This is a genomic window from Spirillospora sp. NPDC052242 (assembly GCF_040679555.1).
Lineage (GTDB): Bacteria > Actinomycetota > Actinomycetes > Streptosporangiales > Streptosporangiaceae > Spirillospora.
The window spans coordinates 132,414-153,941 of sequence record NZ_JBFAUZ010000003.1; the positions used below are offsets into that span (position 1 = coordinate 132,414).

General features: G+C 72.8%; 22 protein-coding genes. 10 read left to right on the forward strand and 12 right to left on the reverse strand.

The features are described from left to right. Position 1 precedes the first annotated feature (1 nt). The gene (locus AB0L25_RS03890) at positions 2-430 is read right to left on the reverse strand and encodes a ChaB family protein (RefSeq protein WP_500168347.1); all 429 of its coding nucleotides are present in this window, start codon (positions 428-430) and stop codon (positions 2-4) included. A gap of 146 nt (positions 431-576) precedes the next feature. Between AB0L25_RS03890 and AB0L25_RS03895 the strand changes: the two genes are divergently transcribed. Further along, entirely contained in the window at positions 577-1,137 is a 561-nt protein-coding gene (locus AB0L25_RS03895) for a hemerythrin domain-containing protein (protein WP_500168349.1), read from the forward strand. A gap of 7 nt (positions 1,138-1,144) precedes the next feature. Here AB0L25_RS03895 and AB0L25_RS03900 read toward each other — a convergent pair whose 3' ends face one another. Next, positions 1,145-2,422, reverse strand: coding sequence for an ArsB/NhaD family transporter (locus tag AB0L25_RS03900; RefSeq protein WP_500168351.1), 1,278 nt, complete (start codon positions 2,420-2,422; stop codon positions 1,145-1,147). A gap of 72 nt (positions 2,423-2,494) precedes the next feature. Then, positions 2,495-2,671, reverse strand: a complete 177-nt coding sequence (locus tag AB0L25_RS03905; protein WP_500168353.1) for a hypothetical protein — start codon at positions 2,669-2,671, stop codon at positions 2,495-2,497. A 137-nt stretch (positions 2,672-2,808) separates the two neighbouring features. Between AB0L25_RS03905 and AB0L25_RS03910 the strand changes: the two genes are divergently transcribed. Continuing rightward, positions 2,809-3,261 carry a CBS domain-containing protein gene (locus tag AB0L25_RS03910; protein WP_500168355.1) on the forward strand — a complete coding sequence of 151 codons (453 nt, stop codon included), beginning with the start codon at positions 2,809-2,811 and terminating at the stop codon, positions 3,259-3,261. 180 nt (positions 3,262-3,441) lie between these two features. Here the strand turns inward: AB0L25_RS03910 and AB0L25_RS03915 are convergent, their stop codons facing one another. Continuing rightward, entirely contained in the window at positions 3,442-4,038 is a 597-nt protein-coding gene (locus AB0L25_RS03915) for a TetR/AcrR family transcriptional regulator (RefSeq protein WP_500168357.1), read from the reverse strand. Positions 4,039-4,166: 128 nt separating this feature from the next. On the opposite strand from AB0L25_RS03915, the gene AB0L25_RS03920 reads away from it, so the two are divergent. Both AB0L25_RS03920 and AB0L25_RS03925 read left to right on the forward strand, forming a co-directional pair. Beyond that, complete coding sequence (locus tag AB0L25_RS03920; RefSeq protein ID WP_500168358.1) at positions 4,167-5,726, forward strand: AMP-binding protein; 1,560 nt, start codon at positions 4,167-4,169, stop codon at positions 5,724-5,726. Positions 5,727-5,735: 9 nt separating this feature from the next. Beyond that, positions 5,736-6,995, forward strand: coding sequence for an acyl-CoA dehydrogenase family protein (locus tag AB0L25_RS03925; protein ID WP_500168360.1), 1,260 nt, complete (start codon positions 5,736-5,738; stop codon positions 6,993-6,995). Here AB0L25_RS03925 and AB0L25_RS03930 read toward each other — a convergent pair. The 3 genes from AB0L25_RS03930 to AB0L25_RS03940 form a co-directional block, all read right to left on the reverse strand. Then, positions 6,979-8,031, reverse strand: a complete 1,053-nt coding sequence (locus AB0L25_RS03930; protein WP_500168362.1) for a glucose 1-dehydrogenase — start codon at positions 8,029-8,031, stop codon at positions 6,979-6,981. The two genes, AB0L25_RS03925 and AB0L25_RS03930, sit on opposite strands and share 17 nt — an antisense overlap. 10 nt (positions 8,032-8,041) lie before the next feature. Then, positions 8,042-9,823, reverse strand: coding sequence for a glycoside hydrolase family 15 protein (locus tag AB0L25_RS03935; RefSeq protein WP_500168508.1), 1,782 nt, complete (start codon positions 9,821-9,823; stop codon positions 8,042-8,044). Between the two features lie 100 nt (positions 9,824-9,923). Then, positions 9,924-10,961 (reverse strand): hypothetical protein, encoded by a 1,038-nt coding sequence (locus tag AB0L25_RS03940; protein WP_500168364.1) that lies wholly within the window; start codon positions 10,959-10,961, stop codon positions 9,924-9,926. A gap of 238 nt (positions 10,962-11,199) precedes the next feature. Here AB0L25_RS03940 and AB0L25_RS03945 point away from each other — a divergent pair, with 238 nt between their 5' ends. Then, positions 11,200-11,691, forward strand: a complete 492-nt coding sequence (locus tag AB0L25_RS03945) for a hypothetical protein (protein ID WP_500168366.1) — start codon at positions 11,200-11,202, stop codon at positions 11,689-11,691. 36 nt (positions 11,692-11,727) lie between these two features. Here AB0L25_RS03945 and AB0L25_RS03950 read toward each other — a convergent pair whose 3' ends face one another. Beyond that, positions 11,728-12,978, reverse strand: coding sequence for a cytochrome P450 (locus tag AB0L25_RS03950; protein WP_500168368.1), 1,251 nt, complete (start codon positions 12,976-12,978; stop codon positions 11,728-11,730). Positions 12,979-13,062: 84 nt separating this feature from the next. On the opposite strand from AB0L25_RS03950, the gene AB0L25_RS03955 reads away from it, so the two are divergent. Beyond that, a complete protein-coding gene (locus AB0L25_RS03955; protein WP_500168370.1) occupies positions 13,063-13,872 on the forward strand; it encodes an SAM-dependent methyltransferase in 810 nt (269 codons plus the stop codon). 37 nt (positions 13,873-13,909) lie between these two features. Further along, positions 13,910-15,166, forward strand: coding sequence for an acyltransferase family protein (locus AB0L25_RS03960; protein ID WP_500168372.1), 1,257 nt, complete (start codon positions 13,910-13,912; stop codon positions 15,164-15,166). Between the two features lie 4 nt (positions 15,167-15,170). Here AB0L25_RS03960 and AB0L25_RS03965 read toward each other — a convergent pair whose 3' ends face one another. Then, complete coding sequence (locus AB0L25_RS03965) at positions 15,171-15,611, reverse strand: YybH family protein (RefSeq protein ID WP_500168373.1); 441 nt, start codon at positions 15,609-15,611, stop codon at positions 15,171-15,173. A 122-nt stretch (positions 15,612-15,733) separates the two neighbouring features. Here AB0L25_RS03965 and AB0L25_RS03970 point away from each other — a divergent pair, with 122 nt between their 5' ends. Next, positions 15,734-16,390 carry a maleylpyruvate isomerase N-terminal domain-containing protein gene (locus AB0L25_RS03970; protein WP_500168375.1) on the forward strand — a complete coding sequence of 219 codons (657 nt, stop codon included), beginning with the start codon at positions 15,734-15,736 and terminating at the stop codon, positions 16,388-16,390. A gap of 412 nt (positions 16,391-16,802) precedes the next feature. Here AB0L25_RS03970 and AB0L25_RS03975 read toward each other — a convergent pair whose 3' ends face one another. Next, the gene (locus tag AB0L25_RS03975) at positions 16,803-17,612 is read right to left on the reverse strand and encodes an MBL fold metallo-hydrolase (RefSeq protein ID WP_500168377.1); all 810 of its coding nucleotides are present in this window, start codon (positions 17,610-17,612) and stop codon (positions 16,803-16,805) included. A gap of 47 nt (positions 17,613-17,659) precedes the next feature. Here AB0L25_RS03975 and AB0L25_RS03980 point away from each other — a divergent pair, with 47 nt between their 5' ends. Further along, on the forward strand, positions 17,660-18,076 hold the full coding sequence (locus tag AB0L25_RS03980; RefSeq protein WP_500168379.1) for a MerR family transcriptional regulator: 417 nt from the start codon (positions 17,660-17,662) through the stop codon (positions 18,074-18,076). A gap of 27 nt (positions 18,077-18,103) precedes the next feature. On the opposite strand, the gene AB0L25_RS03985 is transcribed toward AB0L25_RS03980, so the two are convergent. Then, positions 18,104-18,694 (reverse strand): TetR/AcrR family transcriptional regulator, encoded by a 591-nt coding sequence (locus tag AB0L25_RS03985; RefSeq protein WP_500168380.1) that lies wholly within the window; start codon positions 18,692-18,694, stop codon positions 18,104-18,106. Between the two features lie 80 nt (positions 18,695-18,774). Here AB0L25_RS03985 and AB0L25_RS03990 point away from each other — a divergent pair, with 80 nt between their 5' ends. Further along, complete coding sequence (locus AB0L25_RS03990; RefSeq protein ID WP_500168382.1) at positions 18,775-20,298, forward strand: CocE/NonD family hydrolase; 1,524 nt, start codon at positions 18,775-18,777, stop codon at positions 20,296-20,298. 55 nt (positions 20,299-20,353) lie between these two features. On the opposite strand, the gene AB0L25_RS03995 is transcribed toward AB0L25_RS03990, so the two are convergent. Next, on the reverse strand, positions 20,354-21,517 hold the full coding sequence (locus tag AB0L25_RS03995) for an NADH:flavin oxidoreductase (RefSeq protein WP_500168384.1): 1,164 nt from the start codon (positions 21,515-21,517) through the stop codon (positions 20,354-20,356). Positions 21,518-21,528: the final 11 nt, after the last annotated feature.

Genomic DNA, 21,528 nt, shown 5'->3' on the forward strand with positions numbered 1-21,528 from the left:
CTCAGGACTTCCCGCGGGCCTTGCGCGTCTGGCTCTTGTTGGCCTTCTCGATGGCCTTCACCAGCTCGTTCTTGCTCATGTTCGAGCGGCCGGAGATGTCGAGGCGCTTCGCGACGTCGTAGAGGTGGGACTTCGACGCGTTCGCGTTCACGCCGCCGGCCGTCTTGCGGGAGGTGTTCCGGCCGCCTTCGGCCTGCTCGTCGGACGGCCCCTTGCCGCCGGACTTCGGCTCCCAGCGGTCGCCGACCTTCTCGTGGGTGTGCTTCAGGGCCGCGTAGGCGACCTGGTGGGCCCGGCGCCCCTCGCCGTACTCCTGGACGGCCGAGTCGTGCGCCTTCGCGAAGGTGCGCTGCGCCTTGGCGTCCGAACGCTTGATGGTGTCGGGCAGCTCCTCCTTCTTCGCCTGGCCCTTGCCGGTGGTCTTCGGCATCGTCCCGGCTCCTTTCTGATCGACTCTGCTGGGGGCGATACCCGACGGAACCGGTTAATCACACGTGACATGGGTCCCGTGGGCGCGGACGTTTGGGCCGCGCCCACGGGGCAGGGGCCCAGTGTTCGCCATCGAGAGGAGGACCCATGGCTGACGTCTTCGAAGTGCTCGGACGGGACCACGACCACGTGAAGGAGGTCCTCGCCGAACTGGAGGCCGGGGCCGGACGGACGGGTCCGGAAGGGCTCGAGCATCGCCGGAAGATGGTCGAGCGGCTGATCATGGACGAGTCCCGGCACGAGGCCGTCGAGGAGGAGTACTTCTGGCCGACGGTGCGGGAGCTGGTGCCCGAGGGCGACCGGCTCGCGGACCACGCCGTGGGGCAGGAGCAGTCCGCGAAGTTCGTCCTGAACGACCTCATGGGCATGAAGCCGGACGACGAACGGTTCGAGGAGCTGCTGCGCACGTTCATCGTGGACGGCCGCGAGCACATCGCCTACGAGGAGACCCGGGTGTGGCCGGAGCTGCGCAAGGTCATCACCAAGGAGCGGGCCGAGGAGCTGGGCCGGAAGCTGGCCGAGGGCAAGAAGAAGGCCCCGACGCGCCCGCACCCGCACACTCCCCCCAAGCCGGGCGTCCTGAAGGCCGCCGGGCCGGCGGTGGCCGCCGCCGACCGGCTGCGCGACAAGGTCGCCCACCGCGGGTGACGCCGCGTCACAGGTAGCGGAGCCACAGGTACGGGGTCGCCAGCGCGATCATCGCGACGGTGACGACGATGCCGTACTTGGTGAAGTGCCAGAAGCTGATCGGCGCCCCGTTGCGGGCGGCGATCCCGAGCACGACGACGTTCGCGCTGGCGCCGATCGCGGTGGCGTTGCCGCCGAGGTCGGCGCCGAGCGCGAGCGCCCACCACAGCACCTGGCCGTCGTCGCCGGGGTAGCCCTGGACGAGGTCGGCGACGATCGGGCTCATCGTGGCGACGTACGGGATGTTGTCGACGATCGCCGAGATGACGGCGGATCCCCACAGCAGCACCATGGTGGCGAGCCCGAGCCGCCCTTCGGTCTGCTCGGCGGCGAAGTTCGACACCTCGCCGATGACGCCCGTCTCGACGAGCCCGCCGACCATCACGAACAGGCCCGCGAAGAACACCAGCGTGGGCCACTCGACCTCGCGCAGCGCGTCCTCGGTGGTCACCTTGGTGGCGGCGACGAGCAGGCCCGCGCCGAGCAGCGCCACGACGGACGGCTCGTAGTGCAGCACCGGGTGCAGGACGAACGCGACGATCACGATCGCGAGGACGGCGAGGCCCTGCCACAGCAGCCGCCGGTCGGTGATCGCCTCGCGCTCGTTCAGCGACATGACCTCCTTCGCGCGCTCCGGGTCGTACCGGAACGCGGAGCGGAACAGCACCCGGCAGATCAGGCAGAACACGGCGACGAGCACGACGACCAGCGGCGCCAGGTGGATCAGGAAGTCGTTGAACGACAGCCCGGCGCGGCTCGCGATGATGATGTTCGGCGGGTCGCCGACGAGGGTGGCGGTGCCGCCGATGTTCGACGCCATCACCTCGGCGATCAGGTACGGGACGACCTTCAGCCCGAGCCGCTCGCAGACCAGGAACGTCACGGGCGCGATCAGCAGCACGGTCGTCACGTTGTCGAGCAGCGCGGACGCGGACGCGGTGATGAGCACGAGCATCACCATCAGCCGGTACGGCTTCCCGCGCGCCCGTTTGGCCGCCCAGATCGCGACGAACTCGAACACTCCGGTCTGCCGCAGCACCGAGACGATCACCATCATGCCGAGCAGCAGGAAGACGACGTTCCAGTCGATACCGGTCTCTTCGGAGAAGAACGCCGACTCGGCGTCGGCGATGTGCAGGAGGAGCATGAGCCCGGCGCCGCCGAGCGCGACGGCGGTGCGGTGGATCTTCTCCGAGGCGATCAGGACGTACGCGACGACGAAGATCGCGATTGCGGCGGCGGCCAAGAGGGCTCCGTTCGGGTGCGGGCTGCGGGTGGTGCGGGTGTGCGGGGGACGCGTCGGCGCGGCGCGAGCCGATCATCCGGGACGTTCGCCGCGCGCGCCAGGGGACTCTCCGGCGCCGCCCGCCTCGCGGTCGTCCGCGAGGCGCCGGGCGGACGCCCCGCGCCCGCCGGTGCGGCCGCGCGGAATCACGCCGCAGGCGATCATGGAACGGTCCAGGGGCGGGACGGCGCAGAACGGCGGCTTCGTCATCATCGGGACTTTCGGAGTCGGCGGATACGACGCCGACCAGACTTCCCGGCACACCGGTAGCAGACCTTAACGGGATCCGTACGCGCGATCCATACGCGGGGCCCGCGATCGGCGCGGGCACGCGGTACGTTCGAGACGTGCGCGCACGTGAACTCGCCGTCGAGTACCCGACCGTCACGCCGGAGGACGGCGCCCTGGACGCCGCCCGCCTGCTGGCCGAGGCCGGGCTTCCCGGGCTGATCGTCGCGGACGCGCGGGGCCGCCCGGTGGCGGTCCTGCCGGGCTCGCGGCTGCTCCGCCTGCTGATCCCGCGGTACGTCCGGGACGACCCCACCCTCGCGCACGTCTACGACGAGAGCCACGCCGACCGGCTGTGCGCGCCCCTCGCCGAGCGGAGCGTCGCCGACCTGCTCGGGCAGGACGAGCTGCCGCTCCCCGTGGTCGACGCCGACGCGACCGTCATGGAGATCGCCAGCGTCATGGACCAGGCCCGCAGCCCGATCGTCGCGGTCTGCGAGCGGCGCGGGGAGGCGATGCTCGGCGCCATCGCCGTCCCGCACCTGCTCAACCGGCTGCTGCCGGCGAAGTGACCGTCAGACACGGACGTTCCTGAACGAAGTGTTCAGTTACGTGCATGGCGTCGGGAAATCTACGTCATTTTCCGCCTCCTCGCGAGGGGCGGCGCACGGCGGTGCCCCCGGCCGGACGCGGCCGGACGCGGCCGGGAGCGGAACGTCCCCGCTGGTCGGGGGGCGCGGCGGCTCGGGAGCCTAGGCGGGGGCGTCGAATCCGCTCGCCCAGTACCGGCCGTGGACGGCCAGGTCGAGCAGCATCCGCGCGACCTCCTCGGCCGGCGGGCGCGGGTCGTCGATCTCCAGCCACCACTGCAGGACGGCCGTCTGCTCGCCGACCCAGGCCCGGGCGAGCAGCCCGGGGTTGATGCGCGGCTCGACGCCGTTGCGCTCGGAGCGGCTGCGGAACTCCTCGGCGGTGACCCGCACGCAGGACTCGACGAACATCCGCAGCGGCTTCCCGTCGCCCTCGCCGCGCAGGATGATCCGGTACAGGTCGCGCTCCTGCTCGGCGTGCCGGAGCATCTCCAGGACGGGCTTGCCGGTGAAGCCCACGGCGTTCTCGGCGATCAGCGGGCGCTGTCGCGCGCCGAGCTCGTCCAGCAGGTCCTTCGTGAGCCGGGTGAACAGGTCGTCCTTGTCGCGGCAGTGGCTGTAGAAGGTGGCGCGGGCGATGTCGGCGCGCTCGGTGACGTCCTCGACGGTGATCGACGCGTAGCCGCGTTCCAGCACCAGTCCCACCAGGGCGTCGCGCAGCGCCTTGCGCGTCCGCCGTGTCCGCCTGTCCTCAGCCATCGCCGTCCCTCGTTCACCGTGGTTCCGCCCGCGCTCGCCGGCGGGTCCCCAAGTGTAGAGACCTCTTGACAACCTGCGAGTTACTGAACACTCTGTCTGCTATTGGTCTAACGGTACGGAGAGTGTGCATGAACCTGGGGAGCTACCTGACCCGCAGCGCCCGCCACTGGCCGGACGAGCGCGCCCTCGTCTGCGGCGAGCGCGTGTGGACGTTCCGGGCGCTGGAGGACGAGGCGAACCGGCTCGCGTCGGCGCTGCTCGCCCGGGGGCTGCGCCCCGGCGACGCCGTCGCGTCGCTCGCGTGGAACCGCGGCGAGCTGGTCGTGGCCGAGTTCGCGCTCTACAAGGCGGGGCTGCTGCGGGCCCCCGTGAACGCGCGCCTCGGCCGCGGGGAGATCGAGCACGTCCTCGACTACGCGGGCGCGAAGCTCCTGCTGTTCGACGCCGCGCACGCCGGCGACGCCCTCGCCGCCGTCGGCGGCGGCTGCGAGCCCGTCGTGTTCGACCCCGAGAACCTCACCGGCGAGGCCCGCCCGCTCACCTACGCCGAACTGCTGGAGGACGGCGAGCCCGAGCCGGTCGCCGTGGACGTCTCGCCGGACGACCCCTGCACGCTGCACTTCACGTCCGGTTCGACGGGCAAGCTGAAGGCCGCGACGCAGACGTTCGGCAACCGCCGCGCGAACATGCGCAAGCAGATGATGAGCGACGACTCCCGCGCCCGGCCGGGCGTCCGCTACCTGGCGTGCGGGCCGATCACGCACGCCCCCGGGATGGGCCTGCTCGCGGGCGTGTTCGGCGGCGCGACCGCGCACGTCCTGCCCGCGTGGGACACCGGCGCGTTCCTCGACACGATCGAGCGCGAGCGGATCACCGCCACGTTCATCGTCCCGGCCATGCTCAACATGCTGCTGGCCGAGCCCGGGATCGGCGACCGCGACCTGTCGAGCCTGACGAGCCTGCGGATCGGCGGGGCGCCGGTGTCCCCGCAGCGGCTCCGGCAGGCGGTCGAGACGTTCGGGCCGATCGTCGCGCAGGGCTACGGGCTCGGCGAGACGACCAGCGTCGTCGCGGGCATCAGCAGCGCCGCGCTCGCCGAGGCCGTCGAGAAGGACCCGGAGCTGCTCGCGTCCTGCGGCCGCGCCGCGTACGACACCGAGATCCGGATCGTGGACGACGCGGGCCGCGAGCTGCCGCCCCGCGAGATCGGCGAGATGGTCGTGCGGGGCGAGGACTGCGTCCGCGAGTACTGGCGCGAGCCCGAGCTGACGAAGGAGACGTTCCGGGACGGCTGGGTGCACACCGGCGACCTGGCGTGGATGCGCGAGGACGGCTACCTGTTCATCGTCGACCGCAAGAAGGACATGATCATCTCGGGCGGGTTCAACATCTACTGCACCGAGGTCGAGTCGGCCCTCTACGAGCACCCGGCGGTCCGCGAGGTCTGCGTCGTCGGCGTCCCGGACGAGACGTGGGGCGAGGCGGTCAAGGCCGTCGTCGTCCGGCACGACGGGGCGGACGTCTCCGCCGGCGAGCTGATCGAGTTCTGCGCCGACCGCCTCGACCGCTACAAGAAGCCGCGCTCGGTCGACTTCGTCGCCGAGCTGCCGACCAACCGCAACGGCAAGGTCGACCGCAAGGCCGTGCGCGAACCGTTCTGGGCCGGCGTCGACCGGCGCGTCAACTGAGGGGACCCGATGAGCTTCTCGACCTTCACCCTGCGGCCGTCCTACGACGACGACCCCGAGCTGAACGGGCTCGTCGCGGACCTGCGCGGCTACCTCGCGGGGGAACTCGCCGACTACGAGCGCGAGCACGGCATCGACCGCACCACCCGGCTCACCCGCGGGATCCTCGAACCGGTCTGGCGGCGCAGCCGCGAACTCGGCTTCTACGGCATCCACCTGCCGGAGGAGTACGGCGGCCGCGGCCTGTCGCACACCCGGCTCGCCGCGCTCAAGGAGGAGATCGCCGCGGGCGGGCGCGTCCTCGGGCACAGCGTCCTCGGCGAGATGGGCGGCCCGCTCCGCGCCGGCGACATCTTCCGCAACGCCACCGAACGACAGATCAAGGAGTACCTGCTGCCGGTCGCGCGCGGCGAGCGGGCCTGCTGCTTCTCGCTCACCGAGGCCGACGCGGGCTCGGACGTCCGCGCCATGCGGACGGTCGCGGTCCGCGACGGCGACGGGTACCGGCTCACCGGCCACAAGGTGTTCAGCACCGCCGGGCCGTTCGCCGACTTCGCCATCGTGATCGCCCGCATGGACGGCACCGAGAGCTCCTACTCGGCGTTCTTCGTCGACCTCGACAGCCCCGGCTGCCGCGTCGAGGACGGCGCGACGCCGATGTCCGGCGAGCACATCGAGGCCGACGTGATCCTGGACGACTGCCGCGTCCCCGCCGCGAACCTGATCGGCGCCGAGGGCGAGGGCATGCGCATCGGCCTCGGCCGCGTCACCGTCAACCGGCTCCTGCACTGCCCGACGCTGCTCGGCATGGCCCGCCGCGCGCTCGAACTGTCGCTCGTGCGGGCGCAGACCCGGATCGTCCACGGCGCGCCGCTGCTGAAGCTGCAGGCCATCCAGCACAAGCTCGCCGACATGGCCACCGAGTACTACGCGGCCCGCTCGATGACCTACGGCGCGATCGCCGCGCTCGACGCCGGCACGCGGCCCCGCCTCGAGGCGTTCATGTGCAAGCTGTACGTCGCCGAGGCCGCGTTCCGGATCCTGGACGAGGCCGTGCAGATCCACGGCAAGGAGGGCCTCACGCAGGGCTCCGAGGTCGAGTACCTGTTCCGGAAGGTCCGCATGTTCCGCGTCCTGACCGGCACCTCGGAGATCCAGCGCAACGCGATCGCGAAGGGCCTGTCGATGTACGCCGAGGCCCTCGCCGGGCAGTCTGCCGGGGAGCCCGCCGCGCCGCCCGCGGGGGAGGCGGCTACGAGCCGAGGGTGAGGGCGACCTTGACGTCGTCGGCGCGGGAGTCGAACGCGTCGGCGAAGTCGTCCAGCGGGACGCGGCGGGTGACGAGGCGGCCGAGCCAGCCCGGGTCGGCCTTCGCGAGGGCGTCCGCCGCGGCCGCGTAGTGGGTGAGGTTCGCGTTGACCGAGCCGACGATCGCGTCGTTCTCGAGGACGATGTCGCGGTTCAGCGTGCCCGCGTCGACGGTCAGGTTCCGTCCCGCGGGCGACACGCCGGTCAGGCACACGATGCCGTAGGTGGCGGTGGAGCCGATCGCCCCGAACACCAGCCGCCCGACGCCCGTCGCCTCGATCACCACGTCCGGCCGCGCCGCCCGCACCGCCGCGTCGAGGCCGTCGTGGTGGTACGTCGCGCCGAGATCGGCGACGAGGCGGGGCTTCGGGCCGTCCGTGACCTGGTCCAGCACGTGGACGTCCAGGCCCCGCTGGACGCCCAGCAGCGCGGCGAGCAGCCCGATCGAGCCCGCGCCGGTGACCAGCGCCGTGCGGGGCTCGAACCAGGCGCGCGCGCCGATCCGCTCGACCTGCTCCCACGCCTTCGCGACGACGCTCGCCGGCTCCAGCAGCATGCCGACGTCCGCGAGGGCCGGGGCGAGCGTCACCGCGTACCCGGTCTCGACCCGCCACAGCTCGCTCGCGAACCCGTCGATCTCCTTGATGCCGCGCTCGGTGTAGCGGCCGTTGCGGCACATGTCGAACTGGCCGTGCGCGCACGCCCCGCACGGCTCCGGGTCGGGCCGCCGGACGACGCCCACGACCAGGTCGCCGGGGGAGAAGCCGCTGCCGGACGGCGCGTGCCGCACCCGGCCCAGCGACTCGTGCCCGATGACCAGGCGGTCGCGTCCCGGCGGGGCCCAGCCGTACTCGCCGGCCGCGATCTCCCGGTCGGTGCCGCACACCCCCACGGCGAGCCCCTCGACGAGCAGCTCGTCCGGGCCCGGCTCCGGGTCCGGGACCTCGGTGACCGACAGCGAACCCGGCCGCCCGGGGAGGATGGTCAACGCGCGCATGCCGTCTCCTTCATCGCGTGGCGGGGCGCGCCGCCGGCGGCGCGCCGCTGAGATGCCGGGCGGTGTTGACCAGCCCGACGTGCGAGTACGCCTGCGGGGTGTTCCCCACCTGCCGCCGGGCCGCCGTGTCGTACTCCTCGCTGAGCAGCCCGACGTCGTTGCGCAGGTCGAGGAGCCGCTCGAACAGCTCGACGGCGTCCGCGGTGCGGCCGACGCCGTGCAGCGCGTCCGCGAACCAGAACGTGCAGGCGAGGAACGCGCCCTCGTGCCCGGGCAGCCCGTCCACCCCGGCGCTCGTGTCGTAGCGCAGGACGAACCCGTCCCGGCAGAGGTCGCGCTCGATCGCCTCGACCGTCCCGACGACCCGCGGGTCGCCCCACGGCAGGAACCCGACCTGGGGGATCAGCAGCGTCGCCGCGTCCAGCGCGTCCGACCCGTAGAACTGCGTGAACGTGTTCCGGCGGGCGTCGTACCCGTTCTCGCAGACGTCCCGGTGGATCGTGTCCCGCAGCGCCCGCCACCGGTCGGCGGGCCCGTCCTGCCCGTACCGCTCCACCGCCTGGACGGCCCGGTCGACGCCCGCCCACGCCATCACCTTCGAGTGGACGAAGTGCCGCGGGTCCCCGCGGACCTCCCACAGGCTGTCGTCGGGGTCGCTCCAGTGCCCCTCCAGGAAGTCGAGCAGGGCCCGCTGGACGTCCCACGCGGTCTCGTCCGCCTCGATGCGGGCCTCCCGCGCGAGGTGCAGCCCCTCCAGGACCTCGCCCCACACGTCGAGCTGGAACTGCCCGGACGCCGCGTTCCCGATCCGCACCGGCGCCGCGCCCTCGTACCCGGAGAGCCAGTCGAGCTCGTACTCGGGGAGCCGCCGCGTCCCGTCGATCCCGTACATGATCTGCAGGTCGGCCGGGTTGCCCGCGACCGCCCGCAGCAGCCACTCCCGCCACGCCTTCGCCTCCGCGACGAACCCGGTGCCGAGGAGGGCCTGCAGCGTGAACGTCGCGTCCCGCAGCCAGCAGAACCGGTAGTCCCAGTTGCGCGGCCCGCCGAGCTGCTCGGGCAGCGACGTCGTCGCGGCCGCGACGATCCCGCCCGTCGGGTGGTACGTCAGCGCCTTCAGCGTGATCAGCGACCGCCGGACGGCGTCGGGCCAGCGGCCGTCGTACCGGAAGTCCTCGATCCAGCCGGACCAGAACGCCTCGGTGTCGGCGAGGGCCCGCTCGGGGTCCACCGGGTGCGGGCGGGGCTCGTGCGACGGCCGGTACGTCAGGACGAACGGCACCCGCTCGCCCGCCGACACGGCGAAGTCGGCGTACGTCGTCTCGTCGCGGCCCTCCAGCGGCACGGGGGTCTTCAGCCACGCCGCGTCCGGTCCGGCGATCGCGTTGAGCTGCCCGTCCCGGTGCCGCACCCACGGGACGATTCGGCCGTAGTCGAACCGCAGCCGCATCGCCATGTGCACGGGGACCCGCCCGCTGACGCCCTCGACGATCCGGACGACGTCGGCGGCCTCGCCGCGGCGCGGCATCGCGTCGATCAGCCGGATCGTCCCGTCGGGGGTCTCCCACTCGGTCTCCAGGATCAGCGAGTCCCCGCGGTACCGGCGCCGGGTGCACGCCCCGCCCGCCGCGGGGGCGATCCGCCAGAAGCCCGCGTGCTCGTCGCCCAGCAGGGCGGCGAAGCACGCGGGCGAGTCGAAACGCGGCAGGCACAGCCAGTCGATCGACCCGTCGCGGCCCACGAGCGCGGCCGTCTCCAGGTCGCCGAGCAGCCCGTAGTCCTCGATCCGCAACGCCACAGGTTCACTCCTCGGATGGGGGGACGCCCACGTGCCTACCCGTCCGCGGCGGAGTGAAAGCTCGCGCGGGGGACCGTGCCGGCTTGCGGGCCCGCTATCCGGTGACGACGGCCTCGGTCGTGACCGTCCCCGCGGTCGACAGGACCCACTTCGCGGAGATCCGCACCGCCGTGCCGGGCGGGACGGACGGGTCGACGCCGATGGAGAAGTTCGCGCCCGCCTCGGCGGCCGGGATCTCGATCTTCCGCGGCACCGTCACGCCGGGGGTGTGGCTGGTCAGCTCGATGACCGCGCCGAACGGGTGCCAGCGGTCGCCGAGCCCGACGGCCCCGATGTTGTTCCGGGCGCCGGCGCGCAGCTCGCGGACGACGCCGACCGTGTACTGCTTCGGCACCAGCAGCGGGGCGACCCGCATGGCCGGGTGGCCGAGGTCGGCCGCGACGTCGGTGATCCCGATCCCGCGGACGGGGACGGCGGGGTACTCCATCGTGAACGTGCCGCGGGTGCTCCCGGCGGGGACGACCGTGTAGCGCGGGATCTTCGGCACGGGGCCGTCGGGAAGCCCCGAGATGTGCGCGACCCGCAGGTCCACCGACGTCCCGCCGATCGCGGCGGGCGCCGCCAGCTCCACCGAGCCGGTGACCTTCGTGCCCGCGACCACCGCCTTCGCGTCCCCGGGGACGTCGAGGTCGACGCCCGTCACGGTCTGCTCGCGCCAGTCGAGCGGCCGCACGGTCACGCTCGTCTCGGCGGAGGCGCCGTCGCGGCGGGCGACCAGCGGGACGACCGTCTCGTCCTCGTAGGCCTCCAGCCGGATCGGGAACGTGACGCTCGTCTTCCCCTCGGGGACGCGCACGTGGCCGCCGTCCGTGGAGTACTGGTAGTTGCCGTCGGCGAACCCGACGCTGATCACCTCGACACCGAGGCCGCCCGCGGGCGCGGGCGCGGTCAGCCGGACGGTCTGCAGCGCCTGCCCGCCGGCCGTGATGACGGCGGGCGAGACGCCGGTCGAGGCGACCCGGGCCGTCGTGTCGGCGGCGGCGGACGGGGCGGCGATGAGCGCGGCGGGGAGGGCGAGGGCGAGGGCCGCGGTTCCGAGGCCCGCCCGGCGGTGGATCGTCATGTGCGACATGGGGCGAACGTAATGATCGCCGAGGCCGGCGGGGAGCGCGAAGATCATCCTGTTCGCGGCACGTAAGAATTGCTGACGCAGCGGCGCCCCGCGGTCGCTCTGCGGTCCGGGCCGCTTCCGGAGGCGTCCGCCCTTGACGGGCACGGCAGAATCGGCCACGAACCGGAGCGGAACGCGGAGGTGCGCGCATGGCGCGGCAGAGGGTGCGGCAGAGGGCGCGGCAGAACGGACGGGCGTCGTGACCGAACAGGGAAGGCCGGACGACTGGGTCGCCCGCTTCATGGCCATGCACGTCGACCGGATGGCGGCGGAGCTGTCGCCCGAGGTCACGTCGCGGCCGACGTGGGGCATGCTCACAGCGCCCGAAGTCGTCGACTTCGTGACGAACCTGGCGCCGCCGCCGTCGAAGGAACCGCTCGTCCACACCGAGACGCGGCCGTTCGGGCGCCTGTTCGTCGCGGCCAGCCACATCCCCACGATGAACATGCGGCGCTTCCGCAAGAAGCTGCTGGGCGACGGCTACCTGACGATGCTGGAGCCGATCAAGCACACGTCCGGCTTCGCCGCCGGCACCGCCGACCTCGCGCACTGGATGGTGTTCGACGACGGCAAGGGCAGCTACGGCGTGAACCTGTCGTACCTTCCGGCGGCGCGCGAGGCGAAGCCGCTGCTGCCGCTCGAACTGCTGTCGTCCAAGGAGAAACGGCAGGTCGGGCTGATCATCCGCTGAGCGGGGGGCGCGGGCCGGCGCCGCGCCCCCGCCGCGTCAGCGGCGCCGGGTGATGCGGGACGGCAGCGCCGCGAACCCCCGGTCGTTGGACGAGCGGACGCGCTTGGCGTTCGCCTCGTCGACCTCGTAGTCGGCGACGAGCCCGGTGATCTCCTCGAACGCGATCCGGGCCTCCAGCCGTCCGAGGTTCGCGCCCAGGCAGTGGTGGCGGCCGTTGCCGAACGCGAGGGACGCGCCGGTGTCGCGGTCGAGGTCGAACCGGTCGGGGTCGTCGAACACCCGCGGGTCGCGGTTCGCGGACCCGGTGAGGAGCAGGATCCGCGCGTCCGCCGGGATCGTCGTGCCGTGCAGCTCGACGGGCTCGGTCGTCGTCCGGGCGATCGCCTGCGTCGGCGGGTCCCAGCGCAGCGTCTCCTCGATCCAGTCGGGGATCCGCCCGGCGAACGCCGCCGCCCGCGCCTCCGGGTGCAGCCACGCCGCGTTCCACGCGTTGCCGAGCAGCAGCATCGTCGTCTCGATGCCCGCGCCCACCAGCAGGATCAGCACCCCGACGATCTCCTCGGGGGTGAGCCGGTCGTCGCCCTCCGCCGCGTCGAGCAGCCCCGACAGCAGGTCGCCGCGGCGCTCCCGGCCCCGCTCGATCGTCAGCTCGGTGTAGTACCCGACGAGCGCGCCGATCGCCTGCAGCGCCTCCGGCGGCAGGTCGTCGCCCTCCTCGTCCCGGTACATGATCGCCATGCCGAGGTCGCGGACCTTCGCGCGGTCCGCCTCCGGGACGCCCACCAGCTCGGAGATCACGTCCACCGGGAAGCGCGCCGCGAAGTCGGTCATCATGTCGAACGCGTCGCCCTCGACGTGCGGGCGGATGCACTCCCGGGCGATCTCCCGGATCCGCGGCTCCAGCTCCTGGACGCGCCGCGCCGTGAACGCCCGCGACACCAGCGCGCGCATCCGGGTGTGCCGCGGCGGGTCCATCGCGACGAACGAGAAGAACTTCTCCGCCTCGGGCCCCCAGAAAGCGGGCTCCAGCCGCAGTCCGTTAACACTGGAGAAACGGTTGGCGTCCTTCAGTGCCGCAATGACGTCCTCATGCCGGGACAGGGCCCAGAAATCGTCCTTGTCATTCCGGTAGACCGGCGACTCTTCGCGCAACCGCGCGTACACCGGGTAAGGGTCGTCCTGGATCGTGAAGTCGAACGGACTGTAGAAGGTCTCCACGGCGAAGTTCTCCCGGTTCGTCGGCGCGCTGCGGAAGCGATCTTGCCTGTTCCGGGGGACTCCCGCCACCAATTCACCATAATTCCGGCCCTCCCGCGTCCCGGTCATGCGGCCGGACGCAATAAAGTGAGCCAAAACATGCGGGAGGCGCCCATGGAACCGGTTCCGCCGGGGATCGATCCGACGAAGGCTCACCCTTCGCGCCGGTACAACTACTGGCTGGGCGGCAAGGACAATTTCTCCGTCGACCGCGAATCCGCCGACACCGTCGCGTCCGGCTTCCCCACCGTCGCCCTCGCGGCCCGCGAGAACCGCAAGTTCATGGCCCGCGCCGTCCGGTACCTCGCCCGCGACGCCGGCATCGACCAGTTCCTCGACATCGGCACCGGGCTGCCCTCGGCCGGCAACGTCCACGAGGTCGCCCAGTCGATCGACCCGGCGGCCCGCATCGTCTACGTCGACAACGACCCCGTCGTCCTCGTCCACGCGCGCGCCCTGCTCACCAGCTCGCCCGAGGGGCGCACCGCCTACATCGACGCCGACCTGCGCGAACCGGCGAAGATCCTCGCCGCCCCCGAACTCGCCGCGACCCTCGACCTCACCCGTCCGGTCGCGCTGATGCTCGTCGCGATCATGCACTTCATCGTCGACGAGGAGGACCCGTACGGGCTCGTCGCGCAGCTCGTCGGCGCCCTCCCGTCCGGCAGCCACGTCGTCATCACGCACGCCACCGGCGACCACCTCACCCCCGAGCAGTACGAGGAGGCCGTGGAGACGAACCGCCTCAGCGGCGTCCCGTTCGCCCTCCGCACCCGCGCCGAGTTCGCCCGCTTCTTCGACGGCCTCGACCTCGTCGACCCCGGCGTCACCGACGTCGTCGAATGGCGCCCCGACCTGCCGCCGGAGCACCGCCCCCGCGTCGAGGACGTGTCGATGTACTGCGCCGCCGCCCGCATCCCCTGATTCGCGGCCGCCCCGCGCGGGCATGCTCCGATGAGCGATGCCCGGAGTGCGCCGACTGGCCGAACGGACGCCGCCGCAGCGGGACCGGTGGGTCGACCTGGTCCGCGCGGTCGCGATCGTCCTCGTGGTGCTCGGCCACTGGCTCGCCGTCGTCGTCGTGCACGACGACGGCCTCGGCGGCGAGCACGTCCTCACGGCCCTGCCCTGGACGCAGTGGCTCTCCTGGCTCTTCCAGGTCATGCCCGTGTTCTTCCTCGCCGGAGGCTTCGCCAACGCCGCGTCCCTGAAACCCGACCGGCGCGCGTGGCTGCTCGGCCGCGCCGACCGCCTGCTCCGCCCCACGACCCTCTTCCTCGTCGTGGTCGCCGCGGCGGCGGCCCTCGCCCGCGCCGCCGGCGCCCCGGCCGGACCCGTCGGGACCGCCGTCTGGCTCGCGACGATCCCGCTCTGGTTCCTGGCCGCCTACCTCCCGATGATCGCGCTCACCCCGCCGATGCACGCCCTGCACCGCCGCTGGGGCCTCGCCGTCCCCGCCGCCCTGACCGTCCTCGTGGGCCTCGGCGACGCCGCCCGCCTGTGGGCGGACGTCCCCCACGGCGGCACGGCCAACTACCTCCTGATGTGGCTCGCCGTCCACCAGCTCGGCTTCGCCTGGCAGGACGGGCGGCTGCCCGCCCGGACGGCCCCGGCCCTGCTCCTCGGCGGGCTCTGCGGCCTCGTCCTGCTCACCACGGCCGGCCCGTACCCGGTCAGCATGGTCGCCGAGCCGGGCGCGGCCGTCCAGAACACCGCCCCGCCCACCCTCGCCCTCCTCTGCCTGGCGGCCGCCCAGGCGGGCGTCGTCCTCCTCCTGCACGACCGCGGGAACCGGTGGCTCCGGCGGCCCCGCCCGTGGACGGCCGTCGTCGCGATCAGCACCGTGATCCTGACCCTCTTCCTGTGGCACATGACGGCCGTCGTGATCGCCGCCGTCGCCCTGTACCCCACCGGCGCCTTCCCGCAGCCCCCGATCGGGACGGCCGAGTGGTACGCCCTCCGCGTCCCCTGGCTGGCGTGCCTCCTGCTGATCCTCGCCGCCCTCCTCGCCCTCTTCGCGCGCGCCGAACGCCCCGCCCGTCCGCCCCGGCGCGCGCCGTCCGCCGCCCTCACCGTCATCGGCCTGGTCTGCGTGCAGGCGGGCCTCATCGGCATCGCCCTCGCGGGCCCCGCCTTCCGCGCCCCCGCCGCCCTGCCCGCCTGGGCCCTGGCGGCCTACCTCACCGGCGCCGCCGTCATCCACCTCCGGCGCGCCTGACCGGTCAGGGTTCGAGGCCGGCCACGCCCATGCCGGTCGCCATGTCGACCGGCACGGACACCTGGTCGTGCGCGATCACCCACACGCCGTCGATCCGCCGGAAGCCGAACGTGACCCGGACCCACGTCCCCTTCACCGCCTCCCCGGTGCCCAGCGTGCCGCCGAGCCGGCCGAACCCGTGCCCGAACGCCACGTCGTCGCCCACCGCGAACGTCAGCTCCCGGAACTCGTACGTCACCTCCCCGAAGACCGCGAACACCTTCGCCCAGTTCTTCAGCTTCGCGTCGACCCCGAAGTGCTGCAGCGGCGGCTCGACGTCGAACGACACGACGTCCGCCGTGTAAAGCCCCTCCAGACTCTCGAGGTCCCGGGCCCGCAGCCCCTCGACCAGCCCGTCGATCCGCCGCCTGATCTCGGCCTCGTCCGCCGCCCGCCGTGCGTCCATCGTCTGCGTCCTTTCGATGCGGATCCTCGTGCCCGCATATACGACAACGCAGCCGCCCAAAATGTGACACGTCCCGCGCGGGCCGCTTGTTCGCCCGTCCGTCCCGGCGCTAGCGTGCCGCGGTGGACCTCTTCTCGCGCTCCTGGACGGCGCTGCGCGCGGCGGTCGCCGAACTGCCGGACGACGCCTACGCGCGGCCGTCCGGCTGCACCGGCTGGCTCGTCCGCGACCTCGTGTGCCACCTGGTCATCGACGCCCAGGACGTCCTGATCACCCTCGTCACGCCCGCCGACTCCGAACCGACCGTCGACGCCGTCACGTACTGGAAGCTCGTCGACCCGCCGACCGGGGAGGACCCCCTCGACGCGCTGATCCCCCGGCTGGCCGCCGCGTACGAGGATCCGCGGCTGCTCGCGTTCCACCTCGACGACGTCGGCTCCGCCGCCGGTCGCGCCGCCGAACTCGCGGACCCGTCCGTCCGCGTGAGCACGCAGGGCGAGGTGCTCACCGTCCGCGACTACCTGTCGGCGTACGTCCTCGAGTGGACGCTGCACCACCTCGACCTGCTCGCACACCTGCCCCCGGGCCCGCCCGAACCGCCCGCCGAGTGCCTCGCGGCGGCGCGCGCGTTGCTGGAACGGATCGCCGGGCGCCCGTTCCCGCCGTCGTTCACCGACACGGACGCGCTGCTGATCGGCACCGGACGCCGCACCCCGACGCAGGAGGAGACCGCCGCACTGCGCGACCTCGCGGCCGAACTCCCGTTCGTCCTCGGCTGACCCCGCCCCCGGCGACGCCCGTCAGAACCTCGATCCTCCACGGTGAGGAGGGTGAACGACCCGTCGAGCCCCACGTGTGCGCCGGTGCGAAGTGCACGCCCGACGCCGAGATCAGGGTGCGGCTCACGCGGGAGCCGCGGTGTCCTCTTCGGGGTCTGGGACTCCTCCGATGACCCCCCGGTCGCCAAGCCGCCGCCCGACCTGTCGTTGGCGGACCTCGTCCCGGATCCCGAGGCTCTCGACCCCGGCCACGACGAGGGGACGTGCGGGCGGGGCCTGCCGATCGTCGAGGCGCTTTCGTCGCAGTGCGGTGTGGACAAGACCCACCCGCACGGCAAGTGGGTCTGGTCGCGTGTCGCCTTCTGAAGATGGGGGTCATCACGCGCGGGCACGCCCCGCTTTGAGATTCCGGTTACGGGGCCGGGGTGCGGTAGCGGTCGAGTTCCCAGGGGTCGTGGGCGCTGAAGACCTCGACCTGGTCGCCGTGCCGGCGGAGGAGTTCGCGGAGCCGGGCCTGGGTGCCGAGCCTGAGGTCGTGGTGGGTCTCCGAACTGGTCTGCACGAGGTCCAGGACCGGGTGCGGGTGCGGGTCGGGGTCGAGTTCCCGGTGGTAGTAGTAGGCGTCCCCGCAGTGCAGGAGCCAGCGGTCGCCGTCGTGCACGGCGACACCGGTGTGGCCGGCGGTGTGGCCGCCGAGCGGGACGAGACGGAATTCCGGGCCGAGCCCCTCGGGCCGCAGGGAGACGAAACCGAACCAGTCGTGGCCCGAGTCGGTGGTGTAGGCGACCCAGTCCGGGTCGTGCGCCCAGTGGGCCGGGCGGTAGCGGAAGCTCGGCGCCTGGTGGGTCGCCGCGTCGAGTTCGGCCGCCAGGACGTGGACGCGGGCGGCGGGAAAGTCGGGCAGGCCGCCGCAGTGGTCGACGTCGAGGTGGGTGACGATGATGTGGCGCACGTCGTCGGGCGAGTAGCCCAGCCCCGCGATCTGCCGTATGGCGGTCTCCCGCTCGTCCAGTACCGGCTCCGCCAGCTGGACCCAGTCGGTACCGAGGGTGCCGGCGGGGTCGCGCACGTCGTCCAGGCCGAGGCCGGTCTCGACGAGGACCAGCCCGTCGGAGTCCGTCTCGACCAGCAGGCAGTGGTTGACGGCGTGTGCGGGAGCCGGGCCCCGGTAGGTGGCTTCGATCTGCCGGACGGACCCGCAGTTGAGGTGGTGGATCTGCATGGCGGCCATCCTGTAACTTGAACCGCGGTTCAAGTCAAGGAGGAGCGGTGGGCGGGACGCTGCTGGATATTTCCGAGGTGGCCGAACGGTCCGGGCTGACGGCGTCGGCGCTGCGGTTCTACGAGAGGCGCGAGCTGATCTCCCCGGCGGGCCGCAACGGGCTGCGGCGGATCTACCGGCCGGACGTCCTCGACCGCCTCGCGCTCATCTCCTGCGCGCGGAGCGCGGGGTTCACCATCGCCGAGATCGCCGGTTTCCTGCGCGCGACGCCCGGCGACGACGCTTTGCGCGCCCGCATGGCCGCCAAGGCCCGAACCCTGGATGAGGACATCGCCCGCCTCACCCGCATGCGCGACAGCCTCCACCACGCGTCGACCTGCACCCACGCCCCACTCGTCGAATGCCCCCACTTCAAAAACACCATCCGCGACCCGCGGCAACACGGGAGCGCCGAACCGGAGTGATTCCGGACGGCCGTCCCCGGCGGTTAGTCAGTCGTCGGGTGGGGTCGCGCAGAGGCGGTCGAAGGTCTCGACGAGGGCCGCCATGTCGACGGACGGGTCGAGGAGCCACTGGAGCTGGAGGCCGTCGGAGACGGCCACGAGGAGGCGGGCCATGTGCTCGGCGTCCTCGTCGTCGCGGACGGCGCCGGTGCGCTGGCCCGACCCGAGCCCGCGGGCGATCGTGGCGGTGAGGTCGCGGTAGCGGTCGGCGAAGAACTCGTGCGCGGGGTGGGCCGGGTCGGTCGCGGCGGAGGACAGGGCGACGAACAGGCGGACGAGGCCCGGCTGGTCCATGTTGTGCCGGACGGTCCGGGCGACGGCCTCGCCGGGGGCGGTGGAGTCCTCGCGGGCCTCGGCGAGGTCGAGGGTGTCGCGGCGGCGCAGGACGGCGAGGAGGAGTTCCTCGCGGGAGCCGAAGTAGTGCAGGACCCCGGCCTGCGACAGGCCGACGCGGTCGGCGATCTCCTGCAGAGGCGCGTCGCTTCGGCGGGCGAACACCTCGAGCGCGGTGTCGAGGATCTGCTCCCGCCGCCGGACGCCCTTGCGGTACGGGCCGCGCGGCTTGCGTTGGGTCGTCACGGGCCCGACCGTACTGCAGGCCCGGAAATGAGATGGTTTCGTGTCTGGACGTGAAACCTGAATTTCATTAGGTTTCCGGCATGCGTGCCAAGATCGCGGCCCTGGCGGCCGGAACCGTCCTCCTGCCGGCCGGGTTCGCGGCCCCGCCCGCCGCCGCCGACGAGGCGTCCGGGCGGCGCACGGTCGAGGTCGCGTCGTTCGACGGGACGAAGATCGTCACGAACTTCTTCCCGGCGCCCGGGCTGGCGAAGGGCGAGCGGGCGGAGTCCGTCCTGCTGGGGTCGGGGTTCGGCGGGCGCGGCGCGACCGATCCGGAGTCGGGCGAGCTGGGCTACCTGCTGGACGCCGGCTACAACGTGATCACCTGGAACCCGCGCGGTTTCGGGTCCGAAGGCCGGGTGCAGATCGACCACCCGGCGGTCGAGGGCCGCGACGTGCGGAAGCTGATCGACTGGATCGCGCGGCAGCCCGAGGCGAAGCTGGACGGGCGCGGCGACCCGCGGCTCGGCATGGCGGGCGGCAGCTACGGCGGCGCGATCCAGCTCGTGACGGCCGGGCTGGACGACCGCGTGGACGTGATCGTCCCCGGCTACACCTACCACTCGCTGAACGACGCCCTGTACCCGAACCGGACGATCAAGGCCGGGTGGGCGTTCGGCCTGTGCTCGGCGGGCCTGCAGAACGGCAACCGCTTCCACCCGCGGGTCTCCTCGATCTGCCTGCGCGCGCTGACGACCGGGACGGTCACGAAGCCGGACGAGCAGTGGATGCGGGAGCACGGCCCCGACTTCCTCATGAAGAACATCGACATCCCCACGCTGTTCATCCAGGGCGTGACCGACACCCTGTTCCCGGTGAGCCACGCGATCGCCGGGTACCGGAAGGTCAAGGCGAACGGCGCCCCGGTGAAGATGGTGTGGACGTGCGGCGGCCACGCGAGCTGCATGGACGCCGAGCACGACGGGTCCGTCGACCGGGAGGCGACGCTCGCGTGGTTCCAGCGGTACCTGCGGGGCGACCGGAGCGTCCGGACGGGACCGGAGTTCACGTACCCGGACAACACCGGCGCCCGGCACTCCGCCAAGGCGTTCCCGCCCCCGGCGGCGAAGCCGGCCCGCGGCTCGGGCGCGGGCACGACGCTGTTCAGCCCGGCCGACAACTCCGGCGCCATGTTCACCGGCGGGTACTCGCGCAACGCGATCGAGATCCCGGTCGACGCGCCGGACGGCGGGGTGCTGGTCGGGGCGCCGAAGCTGACGATGACGTACCAGGGGCGGGCGACGAACGCGAAGACGTCCGTCTACGCGCAGCTGATCGACGCGAGCGTCCCGGTGCCGGGCGACCTGCCCGCGTCGGTGATCCCGCCGCTGGCCGAGGGCGACCCGCAGGTCGTCAACGGGATGGTCACCCCGGTGCCGGTCACGCTGGACGGCGCCGCGCACCGGCTGACGATCGACCTGGAGGACGTCGTGTGGCGGCTGCGTCCCGGCTCGAAGCTGAAGCTGCAGATCGTCCCGAACAGCGCGGTGTTCAACCAGCAGCGCGCCGCCGGCTGGATCAAGGTGGCCTCGGCGACCGTGACCGTCCCGACGGCCGCGGGCTGACCGGACGGCGCCGGACGGTGCCGGACCCCGGCGGCCCGGGGCCCGGCGCCGCCGCTCACGCCAGCACGCAGTGCGTGCGGCTGAAGATCGTCGGCATGCACTTGTTGCAGTGGATGCACAGCGACTTGGTCGACGCGTCGGCCTGGATGCGGTTGATCAGGTCGGGCTCGCGCAGGAGGGCGCGGCCCATCGCGACGAACTGGAAGCCCTCGGCCATCGCGAGGTCCATCGTGGCGCGCTCGGTGACGCCGCCGAGCAGGACGAGCGGCAGGTCGAGCGCCGCGCGGAACTGGCGGGCGCTGCCGAGCAGGTACGCCTCCTCGTACGGGTACTCGCGGATGAACCGGTCGCCGACGAGCCGGACGCCGAGCTTCAGCGGCTGCTTGAACGTGTCGGCGAACTCGCGCACCGGGGCGTCCCCGCGGAACAGGTACATCGGGTTGAGCAGCGAGCTGCCCGCGGTGAGTTCGAGGGCGTCGACCGAGCCGTCCCGCTCCAGCCACGCCGCGACCTGGAGGCTCTCGTCGAGCCAGAACCCGCCGGGCACGCCGTCGTCCATGTTCAGCTTCGCGAGGATCGCGATGCGGTCGCCGACGGCCTCGCGGACGGCGCGGGCCGCGCCGAGCGCGACCTTCGCGCGGTTCGCGAGCGGGCCGCCGTACTCGTCCGTCCGCTTGTTGATCTTCGGGGAGAGGAACGAGCTGGCGAAGTAGTTGTGCCCGAGGTGGATCTCGACGGCGTCGAACCCGGCCTCGATCGCCATCAGCGCGGCGTCCGCGTGGGCCTGGGTGACGCGCTCGATGTCGGCGCGGGTCGCCGCGCGGGTCATCTGCATCGACATCGGGTTGAACGACCTGCTCGGCGCGATCCCCGGCACGCCGTTGGAGCGGCCGTTCGCGACGGGCCCGGCGTGCCCGATCTGGGCGGACGCGGCGGCGCCCTCGGCGTGCACGGCGTCGGTGAGGCGGCGCAGGCCGGGCAGCGCCTCGGGGCGCCAGTGGATCTGGTCGTACTCGGTGCGGCCGTCGGGCGCGACCGCGCAGTACGCGACGGTCGTCATCGCGACGCCGCCGGCCGCGTGCGCCCGGTGGAACTCGACGAGGTCGTCGGTGACGAGGGCGCCCTTCGTCATGCCCTCGAAGGTCGCGGCCTTGATCGTGCGGTTGCGCAGGGTCAGCGGGCCCAGGCGGGCGGGCTCGAAGACGTCCGGGGTGGTCATGTGCGCCTCCA